We start from the raw sequence: 15,249 nt of genomic DNA on the forward strand, positions 1-15,249 counted from the left end.
CCCGAACAACTCATTCGGCGGCGGCGATGCGCGAGCGGGCAATGCAGCGCATCGCCGCCGTTGCGACCGCCGCGGCAGTGATACCGAATTCGCGATACAGATCGTCCGCAGGCGCCGAGGCCCCGAATCCGGTCATGCCAACGAACTCACCGCCATCGCCGAGCCAGCGCGCCCAGTCGCCTTCGATCGCGGCCTCGACACCGACGCGCGGAGCACTGCCGAGAATTGCCGCCCGATAGTCGCCGGGCTGTTGCCGAAACAGATCGAAACACGGCGCCGACACCACCGCGGCCCAAATGCCGTCATCGGCAAGCAGCTTTGCCGCAACAATCGCAATCGACACTTCGGAGCCGGTCGCGATCAGAGTGACGTCTCGGCCACCTTCCGGCTCGATGACGACATAGGCACCGCGCGCGACCTGGTTGGTGGAATCGATGCCATCGCGGAACACAGACAGCGCCTGACGCGACAGGCAAAGCACCGACGGTGCATGGGGCGTCCGCAACGCGCAATCCCAGGCCTCGGCGGTCTCGACGGCGTCGCCAGGACGGAACACCAGCAGATTTGGAATCGCGCGCAGGGAAGCCAGGTGTTCGACCGGCTGATGGGTCGGGCCGTCCTCGCCAAGCCCGATCGAGTCGTGCGTCATCACGTGAATGACGCGGATGCCCATCAACGCGGCCAGCCGGATCGCGGGGCGGCTGTAATCGGCAAAGCACAGGAAGGTGCCGCCATAGGGAATGAGGCCGCCATGCAAAGCGACGCCGTTCATCGCTGCCGCCATGGCGTGCTCGCGCACGCCATAGTGGACATAGCTGCCGTCGAAGGCATCGTGCTGGATCGGCGCCTGCATCCTGGCGCGCGTGAGGTTCGAATGGGTGAGGTCAGCCGATCCGCCGAGCAGATTCGGCAGGACATCGGCAATGACATCGATGACGAGTTGCGAGGCCTGCCGGGTGGCGATCTTCGGCCGCTCCTGCAAGAAGTGGGCGCGAATCTTGGCCAGCGCATTGTCGTATCCGCCGGAAAGCTGGCCCTTCAGCGCGGCCTGGAAGTATTCCCGCACAGCGCCGTCCAGACGCGCAACGCGCCCCACCCATTCCGCATGCGCCGTCTGTCCGCGCGCGCCGACCGCGCGCCACTGTCCCGCCACCGCATCGGGAACGTGGAACGGTGCGTGTGGCCAGTGCAGCGCGTCGCGCGTCTTCGCGATCTCGTCCGCACCCAGCGGCGCGCCATGCGCCTTCTCACTGCCTTGCCGATTTGGCGCGCCGAAGCCGATCACCGTGCGGCACGCGATCAGCGACGGGCGGTCGTTGTCGCGCGCCCGTGCAATGGCCGTGGCCACGGCCTCGGGATCATGGCCGTTGACGCGGCTGGCCGACCATCCCGATGCGATGAATCGCGCAAGCTGATCGTCCGAACACGACAGCGAGGTCGCGCCGTCGATCGAGATCTGGTTATCGTCGAACAGCACGATCAGACGATTGAGCCGCAGATGTCCCGCCAGCGAGATCGCCTCGTGGCTGAGCCCCTCCATCAAGCAGCCGTCGCCGGCGATCACGTAAGTGTAGTGATCGACGAGACCGTCGCCGAAGCGGGCATTCATCAGGCGTTCGGCCAAGGCCATGCCGACCGCCGTGGCGATGCCCTGGCCGAGCGGGCCGGTGGTCGTCTCGACGCCCGCGGTGTGGCCGTATTCGGGATGGCCCGGTGTCTTCGAGCCCCATTGCCGGAACGACTGCAACTGATCGAGCGTCACCTCCGCCGATCCGGTCAGATGCAGCAGCGCGTAGAGCAGCATCGAGCCGTGGCCGGCGGACAAGATGAAGCGGTCGCGGTCTGGCCAGGACGGATCGGCGGCATCGAATTTGAGGAAGCGCGAGAACAGCACCGTCGCCGCATCGGCCATACCCATCGGCATGCCGGGATGGCCCGACTTCGCCTTTTCCACCGCATCGATCGCGAGAAAGCGAATCGCATTCGCCATATCCGCGTGCGGAACGGTTGCTTGGTCCATCTGGGGAGCGGGACTCTGAATATTCATACCGTGCGCCTTTTGCGTTCCATCAGTTGCAGGATCAGCGGGGTGAGGATGAGCTGCATCGCCAGATCCAGCTTCGAGCCGTGGATCACGATCGAGTTGGCGCGCGACATGAAGCTGTTGGGGATCATCGACAGCAGATAGGGGAAATCGATGCCGCGCGGATTCTTCAACCGGATCACCACCATCGATTCATCCGGCGTCGGAATCCACCGCGCGATGAAAGGGTTCGAGGTGTCGACCGTCGGCACACGCTGGAAGTTGATGTCGGTCTCGGCGAATTGCGGGCAGATGTAGTTCACATAGTCCGGCATCCGTCGCAGGATGGTGTCGGTGACGGCTTCCTGCGTGTAACCGCGATCCTTGCGGTCGCGATGCAGCTTCTGGATCCACTCCAGATTGATGACAGGAACGACGCCGACCTTGAGGTCAGCATGCTGGGCGATATTGACCTTGTCGGTCACCACAGCGCCATGCAGGCCTTCGTAAAATAGCAGGTCGGACTTGTCCGGCAGCGGGCCCCATTCGGTAAAGGTCCCCGGTGCCGCCCCGTATAATTTGGCTTCGTCCTCGTCGTGCACATAATGACGGGCGGTGCCGGTGCCGGACTCGCCGTAGTCGCGGAAGACTTTCTCCAGCTCCTCGAACAGGTTGGTTTCCGGGCTGAAGTGGCTGAAGTGCTTGTTGCCCTTCTCGCCTTCCTCCAGCATCTTCGTGCGCATCTCGACGCGGTTGTAGCGATGAAACGCATCGCCCTCGATATAGGCGGCGGCGACTTTCTCGCGACGGAAAATGTTCTCGAACGTCTTTTTCACCGACGTGGTGCCGGCGCCCGACGAACCCGTGATCGATATGATGGGATAGCTGCGCGACATTTTGCTCTGCCCCCGGCTCAGCGAAACAGGCCGCGCCGCGCAAACAGCGGCGCGTCGCTATTGTCGAACATCGGCTCGATTCCTTCGTGAATGGCGGCAACGTCGCGAACGCCGCGCATCGAGCCCATGATCAGCGGCACGCGCTGGTGCGGCGTTCGCGCCGAAACTTCGAGGATGCGGCGACGGCCGGTGGTTGCGGAGCCTCCGGCCCACTCCATGACCAACGCCATCGGGTGCGCTTCGTATAAAAGGCGTAGGCGCCCTTCGCGGTATCCGGGGCGCGCGTCGGCCGGATAGAGGAAGACGCCGCCGCGGACGAGAATGCGAAGTGACTCGGCGACCAGCGAGCCGATCCAGCGCATGTTGAAATCGGCACCGCCGTCGCCACCAATGCCGGCCAGGCATTCGTCGATATAGGTCCGCACCGGACCGTGCCAGTGCCGCCGGTTCGACGCGTTGATGGCGAATTCCGGCGTATTGGGCGCAATCCTGACGCCTTGTGCGACAAGCAGGAATTCACGCGCGCGGCGGTCGAGAATGAAGATGTCGACGCGCCCGTTGTGCGCCAGCACCAACGTGGTCTGGGGACCGTAGACCACGAAGCCCGCGGCGCATTGGGCTGTGCCGGGCTCGAAGAAGGTGGAAACCACATCGTTGCCGCGCGGACGGATCGAGAAGATGGTGCCGACCGAGATGTTGTTCTCAAGATTGGCGGAGCCATCCAGCGGATCGATCGCGACACAGAGCGGCGCGCCGACATCGAGGATTTCGGGCAATTCCGCCTCTTCCGACAGAATGGCGGCGACGGGGGTCACGAGCAGCGCGCGGCGCATCATCCTGTCCGCAACAAGATCGATGTCCTTCTGCACGTCGCCGTCGGAATTCACGCCGCTGAGACGACCGGTAATGCCGGCCAGCGGGCCGTCGGCAATGAGGTCGGCAAGGTCGATGGACGCGGCGGCGATTCCCTCGATCACGGCGGCGATCGCAAGCCGGTTCGGCGTCTTCGCCCCCGCGCGATCGAGATGCGAACGCAATGTCACGCGTTCATCCATAGCCGTTCCCTCATCGCTGCCCTCTGCGGGGCCATTTTCAAAGCGTCGTGCCGTTCGGCCGTCTGCGCACCAACAACATCCCAGTTTGCAGAATTAGTAAAATATTCTTATCTTTGGCCGGAGCAAAGTTTTCCTTATAGAGGTTGCGAGGCTGGTGAGCCGGTTTCTGCGGGAATTGATCCGTCGCCAGTTGCCCACTGGCCACCGTTCACCGCGATCGCTCGGTCCCGGCTGCGGCCAAAAACCTGCATCTGACACAGCCCGCGGTCACGCTGCAGATTCGCAATCTGCAGACACTGGCGGGCCACTGATTCAGGCAGCGGACTGCCCCCTGCGTCCCGAACGAACAGCCCCGGGACGCTTTCGGTCCAGCCTGCGTGTTGTGTGCAGACTGCAGGATTACCTGTGGTTCAATCGAGCTTCGGCGCGCGTCGGTGTCGGCTGGATTGCTTATAAGCATAGGCATAAGCCAGCAATTCGACCTCGGCCCATTGGTGCCCCACGACGATCAGGCAGAACGGCGCGCCGGATACGTAATAACCAGCCGGTACCGTCACTTCGGGAAAGCCCGCAATGTTGATTTCGCAGACCGCGGTCTCGTGGATGATGTCTCCGCCATGCAGCGGAGCAAGCGCGGTGCGCATCTGCGGGAAGATGACGGCATCCAGGCGTTCGCGCATGAACACATCCGCGAAAATCCGCAAATAGGATTTTCTGGCGGCGATGAAGTCGGATAGATCGGGCGGGCGTGTCGGCTCGGCCATCCGCGATCACCTCATCGATGCTGCACGCGAAGGGTTAGAGAGACGACCTTCCGCTTTCGCTGTCGCTGGGTGTTACCGGCCTCAACGGGGTGACCGCCTATTTCGGACTGCTGGACGTCGGATGTCCGCGTCCCGGTGATACTGTAGTCGTATCGACCGCGGCCGGCGCGGTGGGCTCGGCGGTCGGTCAGATCGCGAAAATCTCCGGTTGCCGGACTATCGGGATTGCCGGCGGGTCGGCAAAGATCACCCCAGTGCCGTGAGCTGTTCGGTTACGATGTGGCGATCGATCGTTGACATGCAGATCCTCAGGATTTCAACCCGAAAGACCGCCGACGCACATCCGTCCTTGCTCGAACGATCTGTTGACGTAGCAAGTCCGAGAGACTCGATCTTCTCACCGAGGTCTCCCGCTGTATTCGATCGCTTGGCAGCAGCGGCCGTATATTAGCTCTTGTCGAGCTCAGCTTCGGTCAGCTTGAACTTGACCTGTTTTCGGATTTCCGCAACAGCGTGAAACAGAGCCTTAATTGCTGACGGGCTGAGTGCAACCGTCGCATCCTCAGCTACCTGCCTAGCGAGAGGAAGCAATTTGGTCTTGAGAGCCTTTCCCTTGGGCGTCAAGAACACATGCAATTTGCGCCGGTCTTCTAGGCTACGGACTCGCCGTACTAACCCCTTACGCTCCATCACTTGGATCGCGGCTAGTGTGCTTGGCTCCATGGTTTCGATGCGCAGCGAGAGTTCCCGCTGGGTCAACCCATCTTCTTCCCAGAGCGTCCGCAAGTAATACCACATGCCCAAGGTGACCCCGTGTGGCTCGATCTTTGTCTGCAGATATCTCTGTAGAACCCGATGGGTCATTCGAATCTGATAGCCTATGCTTTCTGTCACCGGGAGAATCTCGTCTGACCCCACTCTCTTTCGACCATGCCCTGTCAGATTTTTGGAAGATTTGCTTCTCATCGAATCCTCTGAGCCGATTTATTCATACCCCTGGATTCTGACCTGTTCGGCTTTCAAGACTGGGGGCATCGAAGGCTAACGTAAGCCTCTTCCCCACCTTGGGCAGATCGAGATTCCCTCAAGGCGCCAGCATCAACCAAATGCCGGCGCTTTTCTTCGATAGCTATAGATGGCTCCCCTAAACTAGGCCGACCATCGATTGGAGCCCACCCTTAGCTTGGAGCCTTTCACAAGATTGCCCCGCAGCTCCGTTGCTCAGGAACGAGTGGCAGCTATCAGCCGTCATACTAGCGCAGGAAAACTTCGCACTCATTGTCTTGTTGCGGCTTGCACTCTATTTGCCAAGCCCTATCCGCTGGCAGCGCAGGCTGAACAACATCAAGACAGCATGGAGCGAGCAGTATCTTCAATGTCACTATGAACGATTTGACCCGGTGATTGCACGGGCGCTTAGAAATCCTGAACCTGGGTCTGTTGGCAAGGCATGCTTTGGAATTTGAGCGATACGCACCAGTCGTGGAGCGGTGGACGACATAGAGGCCTGCGTGGCCGCGTCGAAGACGGGAAGTCCGGCGGTGGACTCTGCTACGGCTATCGCGTCGTCAAAAGCTGGACGAACGTGGCGAGCCGATCCGCGGCGATCGCGAGATCGATGAAGCACAGGCAATTGTGGCGCTACGCATTTTCAAGGAATTCGCGTCTGGAATGGCACGACGATCCGCGGACACGTAAAGCGCGGCACTGGCCTCATCAACAATGAGTTGTATGTCGGCGGGCTGGTGTGGAACAGACAGCGCTACGTCAAAGACCCGAGCATCGGGCGGCGGGTATCGCAGGAACGCGGAATCAGAGTGGATTGTCGTTGAGGTTCCAGAATTCAGGATTATCGACGATGAACTCAGGCAGGCGGTGAAAACACGTCAGAGCGAAATCGCCGTAATGCGACATCTAACGATATCGGATGGGGTCCATCATCTCAGCGCAACACTTTTTCACTGTGACGACGCGGTGACGATTTGCCGAATGATCCAAAGGAATTCAAGGCAACAAAAAACCCGCTATCCTATTGGAATAGCGGGTGAATGTTTGGTTGCGGGGATAGGATTTGAACCTATGACCTTCAGGTTATGAGCCTGACGAGCTACCGGGCTGCTCCACCCCGCGCCAAACCTTTCGGAAAACCAGAGACGAAACGAAGTCGGCCAACGCCAAGGCGTCGATCGATCCCAGTCCGGAGGCTTCCTGAGAAGACAACCGGGGCAAAGCCCTCGGTGCGAGGGGTATGTACCAATGCCTGCCTGCTTTGGAAAGGGGCAGCGGCGATCTTTTTGCGCTTTTATGACGGTCCGGGAAAACGCCTGTCTGCCCTGTTTCGGCACAACCCGGCGCGGCACGAATTGCAACCGCCGAAACTTGCTTTTCAGGCCACCTGGACGCCCTTTGGCGGCCTAATTCAGCAAAAAGCCGCCATCGACGGTCACGGTGCTGCCGGTCATGTAACGCGAGGCCTGCGAAGCCAGCAGCAGAATGGCACCGTCGAGATCGCTCTCATGACCGACCCGGCGCTGCGCGATGCGCTTGATCAGCTTCTCGCCCACGGGCGTGTCCCAGGCGGCATGGTTGATGTCGGTATCGATATAGCCCGGCGCCAGCGCATTGACGCGAATGCGGTGCGCAGCGAGTTCCAGCGCCAGTGCCCTGGTCGCCTGCACGATGCCGGCTTTCGAGATTGCATAAGGCGACACCGCCTTGGTCAGCCCGAATCCGAGGACCGAAGCGATATTGACGATATTGCCCTCCACTTTATGCGCGATCATGCGGCGCGCGGCTTCGGTCGCCGCGAAATAGGCGCCCTTGAGATTGGCCCCGATGACCGCGTCCCAATCCGCCTCAGTCTGATCGATGGCCATCTTCTCCACCGCGATGCCAGCATTGTTGATCAGCACGCTGACCGGCCCGAGCGCAGCTTCAGCGGCATCGAACGCGTTTGCGATCGAGGCATTGTCGGTGACATCCATCGACACCGCGACAGCGCGGCCCCCCTTGTCCGTGATTTCCTTCTGCAGGCTCTCTAGCTTGCCCATCTGCCGCGCTGCGAGCACCACAGCTGCACCATGCGCGGACAGCACGCGCGCAAATTGCCGGCCGAGGCCCTGCGAGGCTCCGGTGATGAGGATGGTTTCTTTACTGACGTCGAATATCCCGGACATGGCATTTCCCTTTGATTTTGCCCTAGTGATACCCGGCCTTGCCGCGATCGCAAACCGCCGCGCTCCGCCGATTTCTTTGACGCGGAATTGCCGCATGGGGACGAAGCCGCGATGAACAGTTTCGATGTCGTCGTTTATGTCGGCCTGATCGTCGCCATGGTCATCGGCTTTCGCGCCGGATTGTTGCGCAGTGCGGTCACCATCCTGGGCTATCTGATCGCCATGCCGATGGCTGTCTGGATCACCGGGCTGATCGCTCCGCAACTGTCCGGTAGCGCAAGCGCCCCGACCACGCAGAACTCGTTGCTGTTCTTCGCGATCTTCCTGATGTCGGGCATCGTGCTCGGCTCGCTGCTGCGCATGGCGATCAACGACATGATCGGCCACGAGATCGGCATCGGCGACAGGCTCGGCGGCGCTTTGCTCGGCGCCATTCGCGTCGGCCTGATCGCGGTGACGCTAGTGCTGATCTTCGACCAGTTGGTGCCGGCCGACAGGCAGCCGGCCTATATGACCGGCTCACAGCTGCGGCCCCTGCTGTCGCTGGCCGGGCAGAAGGGCGTCAAATCGCTGCCGCCGGACGTGACCGCCACCATCGAGCAATGGAAACGCGCGCATCGGCTCTGACGGGAGCGCCCTTATCAGACCCCGCCGGAACCGCTATAACGCGGCCCTCGGATTATCGAACTTCAGGAGTGACATCGTGGATCTTGGAATCAAAGGCCGCCGCGCGCTTGTCTGCGCATCCAGCAAGGGCCTCGGCCGTGGCTGCGCCGAAGCGCTGGCCGCAGAAGGCGTGCATGTCACGATGACTGCACGCGGCGGCGACGTGCTGGCGGCAGCCGCTGCCGATATCCGCAAGGCCTATCCGGGCGTCGAGGTCACCGAAGTCGTCGGTGACATCACCACGGTCGAAGGCCGCGAAGCTGCGCTGAAGGCAGCCGGCCAGATCGACATCCTCATCAACAATGCCGGCGGCCCGCCGCCCGGCGATTTCCGCAACTGGACCCGCGACGACTGGCTCAAGGCCATCGATGCCAACATGCTGACCCCGATCGAGCTGATCAAGGCGACGGTGGACGGCATGATGGAGCGCAAGTTCGGCCGCATCGTCAACATCACCTCGGCCGCCGTGAAGGCGCCGATCGATGTGCTCGGCCTGTCGAACGGCGCGCGCAGCGGCCTGACCGGCTTCATCGCCGGCCTGTCGCGCAAGACCGTGCGTGCGAATGTCACCATCAACGGCCTGCTGCCCGGCCCATTCAACACCGACCGCCTGAAGGGCGTTGCCGCCGGCCAGGTCAAGGCGACAGGTCTTTCGGTCGATGAGATCCTGACCAAGCGCGCGGCCGAAAATCCGTCGGGTCGCTTCGGTGAAGCCGATGAATTCGGTCAGGCATGTGCATGGCTGTGCAGTTCGAAATCCGGCTTCATCACCGGCCAGAACATCGTTCTCGACGGCGGCGCTTTCCCCGGCACGATGTAACTCGACGACATCTCAAGACGCAAAAAGGCGATCGGCTGCACGGCCAATCGCCTTTAGTTTTTGGGTTGCGCAATCAGTGGACGGGTGTGGTGCGTTCGCTGGACCAATCGACGCCGAATTCTTCCAGGCCTTCCGCGAGGAGATCGCCGAGCAAAGGCTCGCCGAGCAGATAGCGCGCGGTGCGCCCGTTGCGGCCTTCTGCGGCTTCGCGGCGCAAGTCGCTCCATTCCTCGATGGTGGCGTCACCGCGGCCCAGCCGCATCAGGGCGACGAGGTCGATCTGCTCGTCCTCGGTGAGCGCGCTGATGAAGCCCGCGATTTCCCGCGCCACGGGATCCTCGCCATTGTCCTCAAGCACATCGATCATATCGTCATCGGCGCCGTTGGAGCCGGAATCGGTGTCGGAGGCGATATCCTTGGCATCGAACTGCCGCGCCTTCTCGATCAGAAAGCCCACTTTCTCGGATGAAATCGCTAGTTCTGGCATCGCACGCTCCTCGCTGCAGGGCCCGGTGTTCCACTCTGACAACGCGCAGCCCCGCGAGATGATCCATTGCGCGCCACGCCGGAAACCCGCATCTTTCCAGCCCTAAAAAGAACAATGGGGTGAACGCCTGATGCAATGGACGGTCGGCAAGGTCAGGATCACGCAGATCATCGAAGGCGAGACGATTGGCAGCACACGCTTCATTCTCCCGCAGGTCGGCCCCGATGAGGTCCATGCGCTGCCGTGGCTGATGCCGGAATTTGCAACTCCTGAAGGCCGGCTGAAAATGTCGATCCATGCGCTGGTCGTGGAAACACCGACGCAGCGCATCGTCGTCGATACGTGTCTCGGCAACAATAAGCAGGGCCGTTCAGTTCCGACGTGGAATGACCTGCACACGTCGTTCCTCGAGAACATGACAGCAGCCGGCTTCGCACCTGACAGCATCGACACGGTGCTGTGCACCCATCTGCATGTCGATCATGTCGGCTGGAATACAAAACTGGTCGCTGGCCAATGGACGCCGACATTCCCGAATGCACGCTATGTGTTCGGGCAGCACGAATACAACTACTGGGCGGCGCATAGCGATACGGCGTCGCATCTCGCCGTGTTCAACGATTCCGTAAAGCCGATCGCCGATGCCGGGCTGATGGATCTCGTTGCCAGCGATGCGCAACTCTCGGACGAGGTCACGCTGATCCCGACACCGGGCCACAGCCCCGGCCATATGAGCGTGCATATCAAATCCGCAGGCGAGGAAGCGCTGCTGACCGGCGACGCCGCACATCATCCGGTGCAGATGGCGCATCTCGACTGGTCGTCCACGGCGGATGCCGATCCCCTGCAAGCCGCCGTATCGCGGCGCGCATTGTTCTCGCGTTTTGCGGATACGCCGACACTGGTGATCGGCGGTCACTTCGGTGCCGGCCACATCATGCGCGAGGGCGATGCTTTCAGATTTGCCGCGCTGCAGCACTGATTTTTGCGGCTCTGACCTTTCTGTCGCGCGGTTGAATTTCCCCGCGCCCTGTTCCACAACCTTTCAGGCAAGCCCCAAGGGAGACGACAATGAAGCTCGTAAGATACGGCGCGTTCGGCAGCGAAAAGCCGGGACTGATCGACAAGGACGGCAAGCTGCGCGACCTCTCCGGCCAGGTGAAGGATCTGGCTGACGATGCGTTCGCACCTGCCAATCTTGTCAAGCTCGCTGCGCTCGACCCGGCGTCGCTGCCTGCCGTAAGCGGCTCGCCGCGCATTGGCTCGCCCGTTGGCGGCAAGCCGAAATTCATCGCCATTGGCCTGAACTATGCCGACCACGCCGCCGAATCCGGCATGCCGATTCCGTCGGAGCCGATCGTCTTCATGAAGGCGCTGAACAGCCTGTGCGGCCCCAATGACGATGTGGAAAAGCCCCGCGGCTCGACCAAGCTCGACTGGGAAGTCGAACTCGCCATCGTCATCGGCACCAAAGCCAAATATGTGACCGAAGCCGATGCGCTGAAATATGTCGCCGGCTACAGCGTCTGCAACGACGTCTCGGAACGCTTCTTCCAGATCGAGCGCGGCGGCCAGTGGACCAAGGGCAAGTCGCATGACACGTTCGGCCCGCTCGGCCCGTGGCTGGTGACGCCAGACGAAGTCGGCGACGTGCACAAGCTCAGCATGTATCTCGACGTCAACGGCAAGCGCTGCCAGACGGGTTCGACTGCGACCATGATCTTCAATGTGCCGCAGATCGTCTCGTATCTGTCCGGCATGATGACGCTGATGCCCGGCGACATCATCACCACAGGCACGCCACCCGGCGTCGGCCTCGGCATGAAGCCGCCGAAATTCCTCGAAGTCGGCGACGTCATGACGCTCGGCATCGAGAAGCTCGGCGAGCAGAAACAGAAAGTGGTTGCGGCTTAAGGCGCATCACTCTCCTCGTCATTGCGAGGAGCGAAAGCGACGAAGCAATCCAGAAGGCCACAAAGCAAGGACTGGATTGCTTCGCTGCGCTCGCAATGACGACCAATAGAACTGAGTAAAGGACCAAAAATGAAGCTGACTTTTTCTCCGGGCTCGCCCTTCGCACGCAAGGTTCGCATTGCCGCGATCGAACTCGGCCTGATCGACAAGATCGAACTCACGCCCGCCTCGGTCGCACCGACGCAGAAGAATGAGACCTATTCGCATGACATCAGCCCGGTCAGGAAATTGCCGGCGCTGATCCTCGATGACGGCAATGTCATCGTGGATTCATATGTCATCACCGAATATCTCGACGAGCTCGCCGGCGGCAACAAGCTGATCCCGGCCGCGGGTCCGGCGCGCTGGAAGGTGAAGAGCGAGCATTCGATGCTGCAGGGCATGACGGATGCGATGCTGCTGTGCCGCTACGAGGTCGGCGTGCGCCCGAAGGAGCTGTTATGGCAGGCCTGGTATGACGATCAGTGGGATCGCGCCTGGCAGGGCCTGACGCGTTTCGAAAATCATCCGGACATCCTGACGCGTCCGATGGATGCGGCGCAGATCGCGCTCGTCTGTGTGCTCGGTTATGCCGACTTCCGCTTCCCGGATTGCGGATGGCACAAGGCGTTTCCAAAACTCGACGCCTTTCACAACAAGATGCTGCAGCGGGAATCGGTCAAGATCTCCGTTCCGCCAAAGGGTTAGGATCGAAAAGCGGCCTGACGCAATTTCACGTCAGCTTGCGAAAATCCTGCGTCAGGCCTGCGGCAATCTTGCGGCAGGTCTAATCGAACAGCGAGGGCGTGTGATTCACATACGCGCCCTCGATGGCGAGCATCTTGAGCTTCGTCTCGACGCCGCCATTGGCCGAAAATCCGCCTGGCTTGCCGCCGGCAGCCAGCACCCGGTGACACGGCACGATCACCGGACACGGATTCTGCCCCATCGCCTGCCCGACATTGCGTGACAGTTCGACACCGCCGAGCTTCTTGGCGATATCGCCATAAGTCAGCGTTGCGCCCGGCGGGATCTGGCGGGCAATCGCATAGACGTTGCGATTGAATTCGGGGACGTCGGTGAGATCGAGATCGATATCGAGAAGATCGACCGGCTTGCCGCTCATCAGTTCGACGATACCGTCGATGGCGGCCTGTACCGCCGGCGGCGGCGCGGCTTCGACGACCTCCGCATGGCGCTGCTTGATGCGCACACGGGTCTGTTTTTCGTCCGGCTGCGGCAATTGCACGGCAACGATGCCGCGATCGGCCCATGCGATGCCGCAGCGGCCGATGGCGGTGTCGAAGAGAGTGAACTGAACGTCGGTCATATGAGCCTCCATCGATCGCATCAGCATCCGATGTGGTGAGGTCCGGAGTTTGCGACGATCTTCAGCCATTCGCCACCCGATTCCGGAGCGGCAAACAGCTTTGTCTCAGCTCTGCTCGCGCGACGGCATTGAGGCGGCCTTGTGGATGAAAGCCTGGCCGAGCATATCGAGGATTTCCTTGGTGGCCACGAACATGAACACACCCGCCTCGGTGTCGAAGGAGATTCCGACCACGGTCGGATCGGGCTGGAAGTCCAACAGGCTGTAGCCCTTCAGCGGGAGGGCGGGAACTTCTTTCGGATTCGACATGTCGGTCTCCCGCGTCAGTGAAAGGCTCGTGAAAGCCGGAATAACGAGGGCTTAGACAACAATTCGGAGCACGCCAAGGCGTTATTTCGTAGCGTTGGCCAGGCCTCCAACAAAAATCGGGACCGCATAGCGGCCCCGATCTTCAGAAGTCCAAGCCGTGCGATGGCAATGGCGGACTTACTCGTCGTTCTGCATCGCTGCGGCCAGCTTGTCGTAATATTTGCCGACGAGATCGATATTGCCCTTGTTCTCGACTGCTGGCGGCGGCGATTTGAGCGCGGCGTTGAGATCGGCGAGCGCGGCCTTCTTGTCCTTGGCCGGCATCTTCTTGTCGGCCTGCACGGCCGCGATCTGCTGCTTGAACACCACTTCGGGGCCGACATATTTCTTGGTTTGCGGATCGAAGCCGCCCAGCACCAGCATGATGTTTTCGACGACGTCGTTGTAGTCGCCGTAGTTCGCAAAGCCGTTCTTCTTGGCGACGTCATCGAGCTGCGCGACCACTTTGGGATCCGGCTTGTCAGGTGCCTGCTGCGGCAGCTTGGCGGTGACCGCATCGAGATCCTTCTGCGCGGCCAGCACCTGCTCGATCTGCTTGTCAGTCAGCGCAATCTGCTTTGGCGCCGGCGCATTTTGCGCGGGAGCTGCGGTGGGTGCCGGCGTTGGCGGCATCTGTTTTGCGGCGGGCTGTTTCTGCGCCTGCGCATATGCGGCGCCAGTGACGGGAATCGTTGCAAAGCCTGCGATGGTCAGGGCGGCGATGACAGGGCGAAGGATGGAACGCATGAAGATCTCCTCGGCAAATTGGAGCGACCAGGGAAAGTCGATCGCGGAGCGAAACCGGTTCAACGAGCCCGGTTGGCAGAGGATGGAATGCTGCAGCTGAATCGTGGCTGAATGATCGCAGCGGCCGGTCGTCCCTTCCCCCGGCTGCTCGGTTGCCGATGTTCCGCCCATTACCCGCTTAGGGTGCATGTACGACCAACAAAGCAGGCCGCCATTCCGACGATCAGTCGTCCTTCAGCGCGACGGCGAGCTTGTCGTAATACTTGATCGCGAGATCGATATTGCCCTTGTTTTCAACAGCTGGCGGTGGCGACGCCATTTTGGCATTGAGATCGTCGATCGCCTCCTTCCTGTCTTCGGCTGAGAGGCTCTTGTCCGCCTGAACGGTGGCAATCTTCTGCTTGATCACGGCAACCGGCCCCACATAGGTCTTCGTCTTCGGATCGATGCCCGCCATTGCGAGACCGATATTGTCGAACAGGATCGTGTACTCGGCGTAGTTTGCAAAACCATGTTTCTTGGCGACGCCATCGATCTGGGCAAGGACCGCTGCGTTCGTTCCGGGAGTGGCGACAAAGCCGTCGAGATCTTTCTGCGCTGCGAGCAACGCCACCACCTGCTTTTCACTGAGAGCTAGCTGCTTGGCGGCGGACGCTTCTGGTTTCGATGCCTGCGCCAAGGCGATCTGGCTGGCCGGTATAGCAAAACAAAAAGTCGCACCAACCAGGGTCAGCGCGACAACGGGACGAAAAACGAAATGCATGCCGAGTTCCTATCGGTAGATATCCCGACTAAGTCTCACATTGGAAAAGAAAGGTTCAGCGGCAACGGTAATATTCTGTAGAAGCCTCTATCGCCCCTCGCGCTGCGCGCGCATGTGCTCTCTCGGCGCTCGGCTCTTAGGATGAGCATCGGCGTTGGAGACGCTGTTACGATGATTGGAGATGACGAGTTTGCGTCGATTAGCCTGCGGTCCAGACAACA

16 protein-coding genes, 1 tRNA gene and 2 pseudogenes are annotated in these 15,249 nt (G+C 61.0%); 7 read left to right on the top strand and 12 right to left on the bottom strand.

Annotation, left to right across the window (positions count from 1 at the left end; all coding sequences use genetic code 11):
- Nucleotides 1–10 precede the first annotated feature (10 nt).
- The 3 genes from tkt to AB8B20_RS16790 are packed head-to-tail and all read right to left on the bottom strand — an operon-like array spanning nucleotide 11 to nucleotide 3,974.
- Complete coding sequence (tkt, locus tag AB8B20_RS16780; RefSeq protein ID WP_439074571.1) at nucleotides 11–2,047, bottom strand: transketolase; 2,037 nt, start codon at nucleotides 2,045–2,047, stop codon at nucleotides 11–13.
- Complete coding sequence (locus AB8B20_RS16785; protein ID WP_093757257.1) at nucleotides 2,044–2,919, bottom strand: phosphoribulokinase; 876 nt, start codon at nucleotides 2,917–2,919, stop codon at nucleotides 2,044–2,046. Before AB8B20_RS16785 ends, tkt begins: the two co-directional genes overlap by 4 nt.
- A 17-nt stretch (nucleotides 2,920–2,936) precedes the next feature.
- Nucleotides 2,937–3,974, bottom strand: coding sequence for a class 1 fructose-bisphosphatase (locus AB8B20_RS16790; RefSeq protein ID WP_093757258.1), 1,038 nt, complete (start codon nucleotides 3,972–3,974; stop codon nucleotides 2,937–2,939).
- A 221-nt stretch (nucleotides 3,975–4,195) separates the two neighbouring features.
- Between AB8B20_RS16790 and AB8B20_RS16795 the strand changes: the two are divergent.
- A pseudogene (locus AB8B20_RS16795) lies at nucleotides 4,196–4,279 on the top strand (LysR family transcriptional regulator); the annotation flags it as partial.
- Between the two features lie 105 nt (nucleotides 4,280–4,384).
- Here AB8B20_RS16795 and AB8B20_RS16800 read toward each other — a convergent pair.
- Nucleotides 4,385–4,738, bottom strand: coding sequence for a hypothetical protein (locus AB8B20_RS16800; RefSeq protein ID WP_210185303.1), 354 nt, complete (start codon nucleotides 4,736–4,738; stop codon nucleotides 4,385–4,387).
- Between the two features lie 50 nt (nucleotides 4,739–4,788).
- Here AB8B20_RS16800 and AB8B20_RS16805 point away from each other — a divergent pair.
- A pseudogene (locus AB8B20_RS16805) lies at nucleotides 4,789–4,983 on the top strand (NADP-dependent oxidoreductase); the annotation flags it as partial.
- Nucleotides 4,984–5,185: 202 nt separating this feature from the next.
- On the opposite strand, the gene AB8B20_RS16810 reads toward AB8B20_RS16805, so the two are convergent.
- From AB8B20_RS16810 to AB8B20_RS16820, 3 genes are all read right to left on the bottom strand, one after another.
- Complete coding sequence (locus tag AB8B20_RS16810) at nucleotides 5,186–5,704, bottom strand: MarR family winged helix-turn-helix transcriptional regulator (protein ID WP_439074570.1); 519 nt, start codon at nucleotides 5,702–5,704, stop codon at nucleotides 5,186–5,188.
- A gap of 1,087 nt (nucleotides 5,705–6,791) precedes the next feature.
- Nucleotides 6,792–6,868, bottom strand: a tRNA-Met gene (locus tag AB8B20_RS16815).
- 284 nt (nucleotides 6,869–7,152) lie between these two features.
- Nucleotides 7,153–7,914 carry an SDR family NAD(P)-dependent oxidoreductase gene (locus AB8B20_RS16820; protein ID WP_093757259.1) on the bottom strand — a complete coding sequence of 254 codons (762 nt, stop codon included), beginning with the start codon at nucleotides 7,912–7,914 and terminating at the stop codon, nucleotides 7,153–7,155.
- A 111-nt stretch (nucleotides 7,915–8,025) separates the two neighbouring features.
- On the opposite strand from AB8B20_RS16820, the gene AB8B20_RS16825 reads away from it, so the two are divergent.
- Together AB8B20_RS16825 and AB8B20_RS16830 are read left to right on the top strand one after the other, a co-directional pair.
- Nucleotides 8,026–8,541, top strand: coding sequence for a CvpA family protein (locus tag AB8B20_RS16825; RefSeq protein WP_093757260.1), 516 nt, complete (start codon nucleotides 8,026–8,028; stop codon nucleotides 8,539–8,541).
- 76 nt (nucleotides 8,542–8,617) lie between these two features.
- Nucleotides 8,618–9,400 carry an SDR family oxidoreductase gene (locus AB8B20_RS16830; RefSeq protein WP_093757261.1) on the top strand — a complete coding sequence of 261 codons (783 nt, stop codon included), beginning with the start codon at nucleotides 8,618–8,620 and terminating at the stop codon, nucleotides 9,398–9,400.
- 73 nt (nucleotides 9,401–9,473) lie between these two features.
- Here the strand turns inward: AB8B20_RS16830 and AB8B20_RS16835 are convergent, their stop codons facing one another.
- Nucleotides 9,474–9,887: a DUF3775 domain-containing protein gene (locus tag AB8B20_RS16835; RefSeq protein WP_093757262.1), complete on the bottom strand. Its 414-nt coding sequence runs from the start codon at nucleotides 9,885–9,887 to the stop codon at nucleotides 9,474–9,476.
- 130 nt (nucleotides 9,888–10,017) lie between these two features.
- Between AB8B20_RS16835 and AB8B20_RS16840 the strand changes: the two genes are divergently transcribed.
- From AB8B20_RS16840 to AB8B20_RS16850, 3 genes are all read left to right on the top strand, one after another.
- Complete coding sequence (locus tag AB8B20_RS16840) at nucleotides 10,018–10,869, top strand: MBL fold metallo-hydrolase (protein WP_439074569.1); 852 nt, start codon at nucleotides 10,018–10,020, stop codon at nucleotides 10,867–10,869.
- A gap of 89 nt (nucleotides 10,870–10,958) precedes the next feature.
- Entirely contained in the window at nucleotides 10,959–11,801 is an 843-nt protein-coding gene (locus AB8B20_RS16845; protein WP_093757264.1) for a fumarylacetoacetate hydrolase family protein, read from the top strand.
- Between the two features lie 129 nt (nucleotides 11,802–11,930).
- Nucleotides 11,931–12,548, top strand: coding sequence for a glutathione S-transferase family protein (locus tag AB8B20_RS16850; RefSeq protein ID WP_439074568.1), 618 nt, complete (start codon nucleotides 11,931–11,933; stop codon nucleotides 12,546–12,548).
- Nucleotides 12,549–12,627: 79 nt separating this feature from the next.
- Here AB8B20_RS16850 and AB8B20_RS16855 read toward each other — a convergent pair whose 3' ends face one another.
- From AB8B20_RS16855 to AB8B20_RS16870, 4 genes are all read right to left on the bottom strand, one after another.
- Entirely contained in the window at nucleotides 12,628–13,170 is a 543-nt protein-coding gene (locus tag AB8B20_RS16855) for a methylated-DNA--[protein]-cysteine S-methyltransferase (RefSeq protein ID WP_439074567.1), read from the bottom strand.
- Nucleotides 13,171–13,275: 105 nt separating this feature from the next.
- On the bottom strand, nucleotides 13,276–13,479 hold the full coding sequence (locus tag AB8B20_RS16860; RefSeq protein ID WP_068729147.1) for a hypothetical protein: 204 nt from the start codon (nucleotides 13,477–13,479) through the stop codon (nucleotides 13,276–13,278).
- Between the two features lie 177 nt (nucleotides 13,480–13,656).
- Nucleotides 13,657–14,265 (bottom strand): hypothetical protein, encoded by a 609-nt coding sequence (locus tag AB8B20_RS16865; RefSeq protein WP_439074566.1) that lies wholly within the window; start codon nucleotides 14,263–14,265, stop codon nucleotides 13,657–13,659.
- Nucleotides 14,266–14,488: 223 nt separating this feature from the next.
- Entirely contained in the window at nucleotides 14,489–15,028 is a 540-nt protein-coding gene (locus AB8B20_RS16870) for a hypothetical protein (protein ID WP_439074565.1), read from the bottom strand.
- Between the last annotated feature and the right edge of the window lie 221 nt (nucleotides 15,029–15,249).

The organism is Tardiphaga sp. 866_E4_N1_4 (assembly GCF_052076075.1).
GTDB lineage: Bacteria > Pseudomonadota > Alphaproteobacteria > Rhizobiales > Xanthobacteraceae > Tardiphaga > Tardiphaga robiniae.

Coding starts and splice junctions, on each gene's coding strand:
- tkt (WP_439074571.1), bottom strand. CDS start 2,047: ATGAATATTCAGAGTCCCGCTCCCCAGATGGACCAAGCAACCGTTCCG.
- AB8B20_RS16785 (WP_093757257.1), bottom strand. CDS start 2,919: ATGTCGCGCAGCTATCCCATCATATCGATCACGGGTTCGTCGGGCGCC.
- AB8B20_RS16790 (WP_093757258.1), bottom strand. CDS start 3,974: ATGGATGAACGCGTGACATTGCGTTCGCATCTCGATCGCGCGGGGGCG.
- AB8B20_RS16800 (WP_210185303.1), bottom strand. CDS start 4,738: ATGGCCGAGCCGACACGCCCGCCCGATCTATCCGACTTCATCGCCGCC.
- AB8B20_RS16810 (WP_439074570.1), bottom strand. CDS start 5,704: ATGAGAAGCAAATCTTCCAAAAATCTGACAGGGCATGGTCGAAAGAGA.
- AB8B20_RS16820 (WP_093757259.1), bottom strand. CDS start 7,914: ATGTCCGGGATATTCGACGTCAGTAAAGAAACCATCCTCATCACCGGA.
- AB8B20_RS16825 (WP_093757260.1), top strand. CDS start 8,026: ATGAACAGTTTCGATGTCGTCGTTTATGTCGGCCTGATCGTCGCCATG.
- AB8B20_RS16835 (WP_093757262.1), bottom strand. CDS start 9,887: ATGCCAGAACTAGCGATTTCATCCGAGAAAGTGGGCTTTCTGATCGAG.
- AB8B20_RS16840 (WP_439074569.1), top strand. CDS start 10,018: ATGCAATGGACGGTCGGCAAGGTCAGGATCACGCAGATCATCGAAGGC.
- AB8B20_RS16845 (WP_093757264.1), top strand. CDS start 10,959: ATGAAGCTCGTAAGATACGGCGCGTTCGGCAGCGAAAAGCCGGGACTG.
- AB8B20_RS16850 (WP_439074568.1), top strand. CDS start 11,931: ATGAAGCTGACTTTTTCTCCGGGCTCGCCCTTCGCACGCAAGGTTCGC.
- AB8B20_RS16855 (WP_439074567.1), bottom strand. CDS start 13,170: ATGACCGACGTTCAGTTCACTCTCTTCGACACCGCCATCGGCCGCTGC.
- AB8B20_RS16860 (WP_068729147.1), bottom strand. CDS start 13,479: ATGTCGAATCCGAAAGAAGTTCCCGCCCTCCCGCTGAAGGGCTACAGC.
- AB8B20_RS16865 (WP_439074566.1), bottom strand. CDS start 14,265: ATGCGTTCCATCCTTCGCCCTGTCATCGCCGCCCTGACCATCGCAGGC.
- AB8B20_RS16870 (WP_439074565.1), bottom strand. CDS start 15,028: ATGCATTTCGTTTTTCGTCCCGTTGTCGCGCTGACCCTGGTTGGTGCG.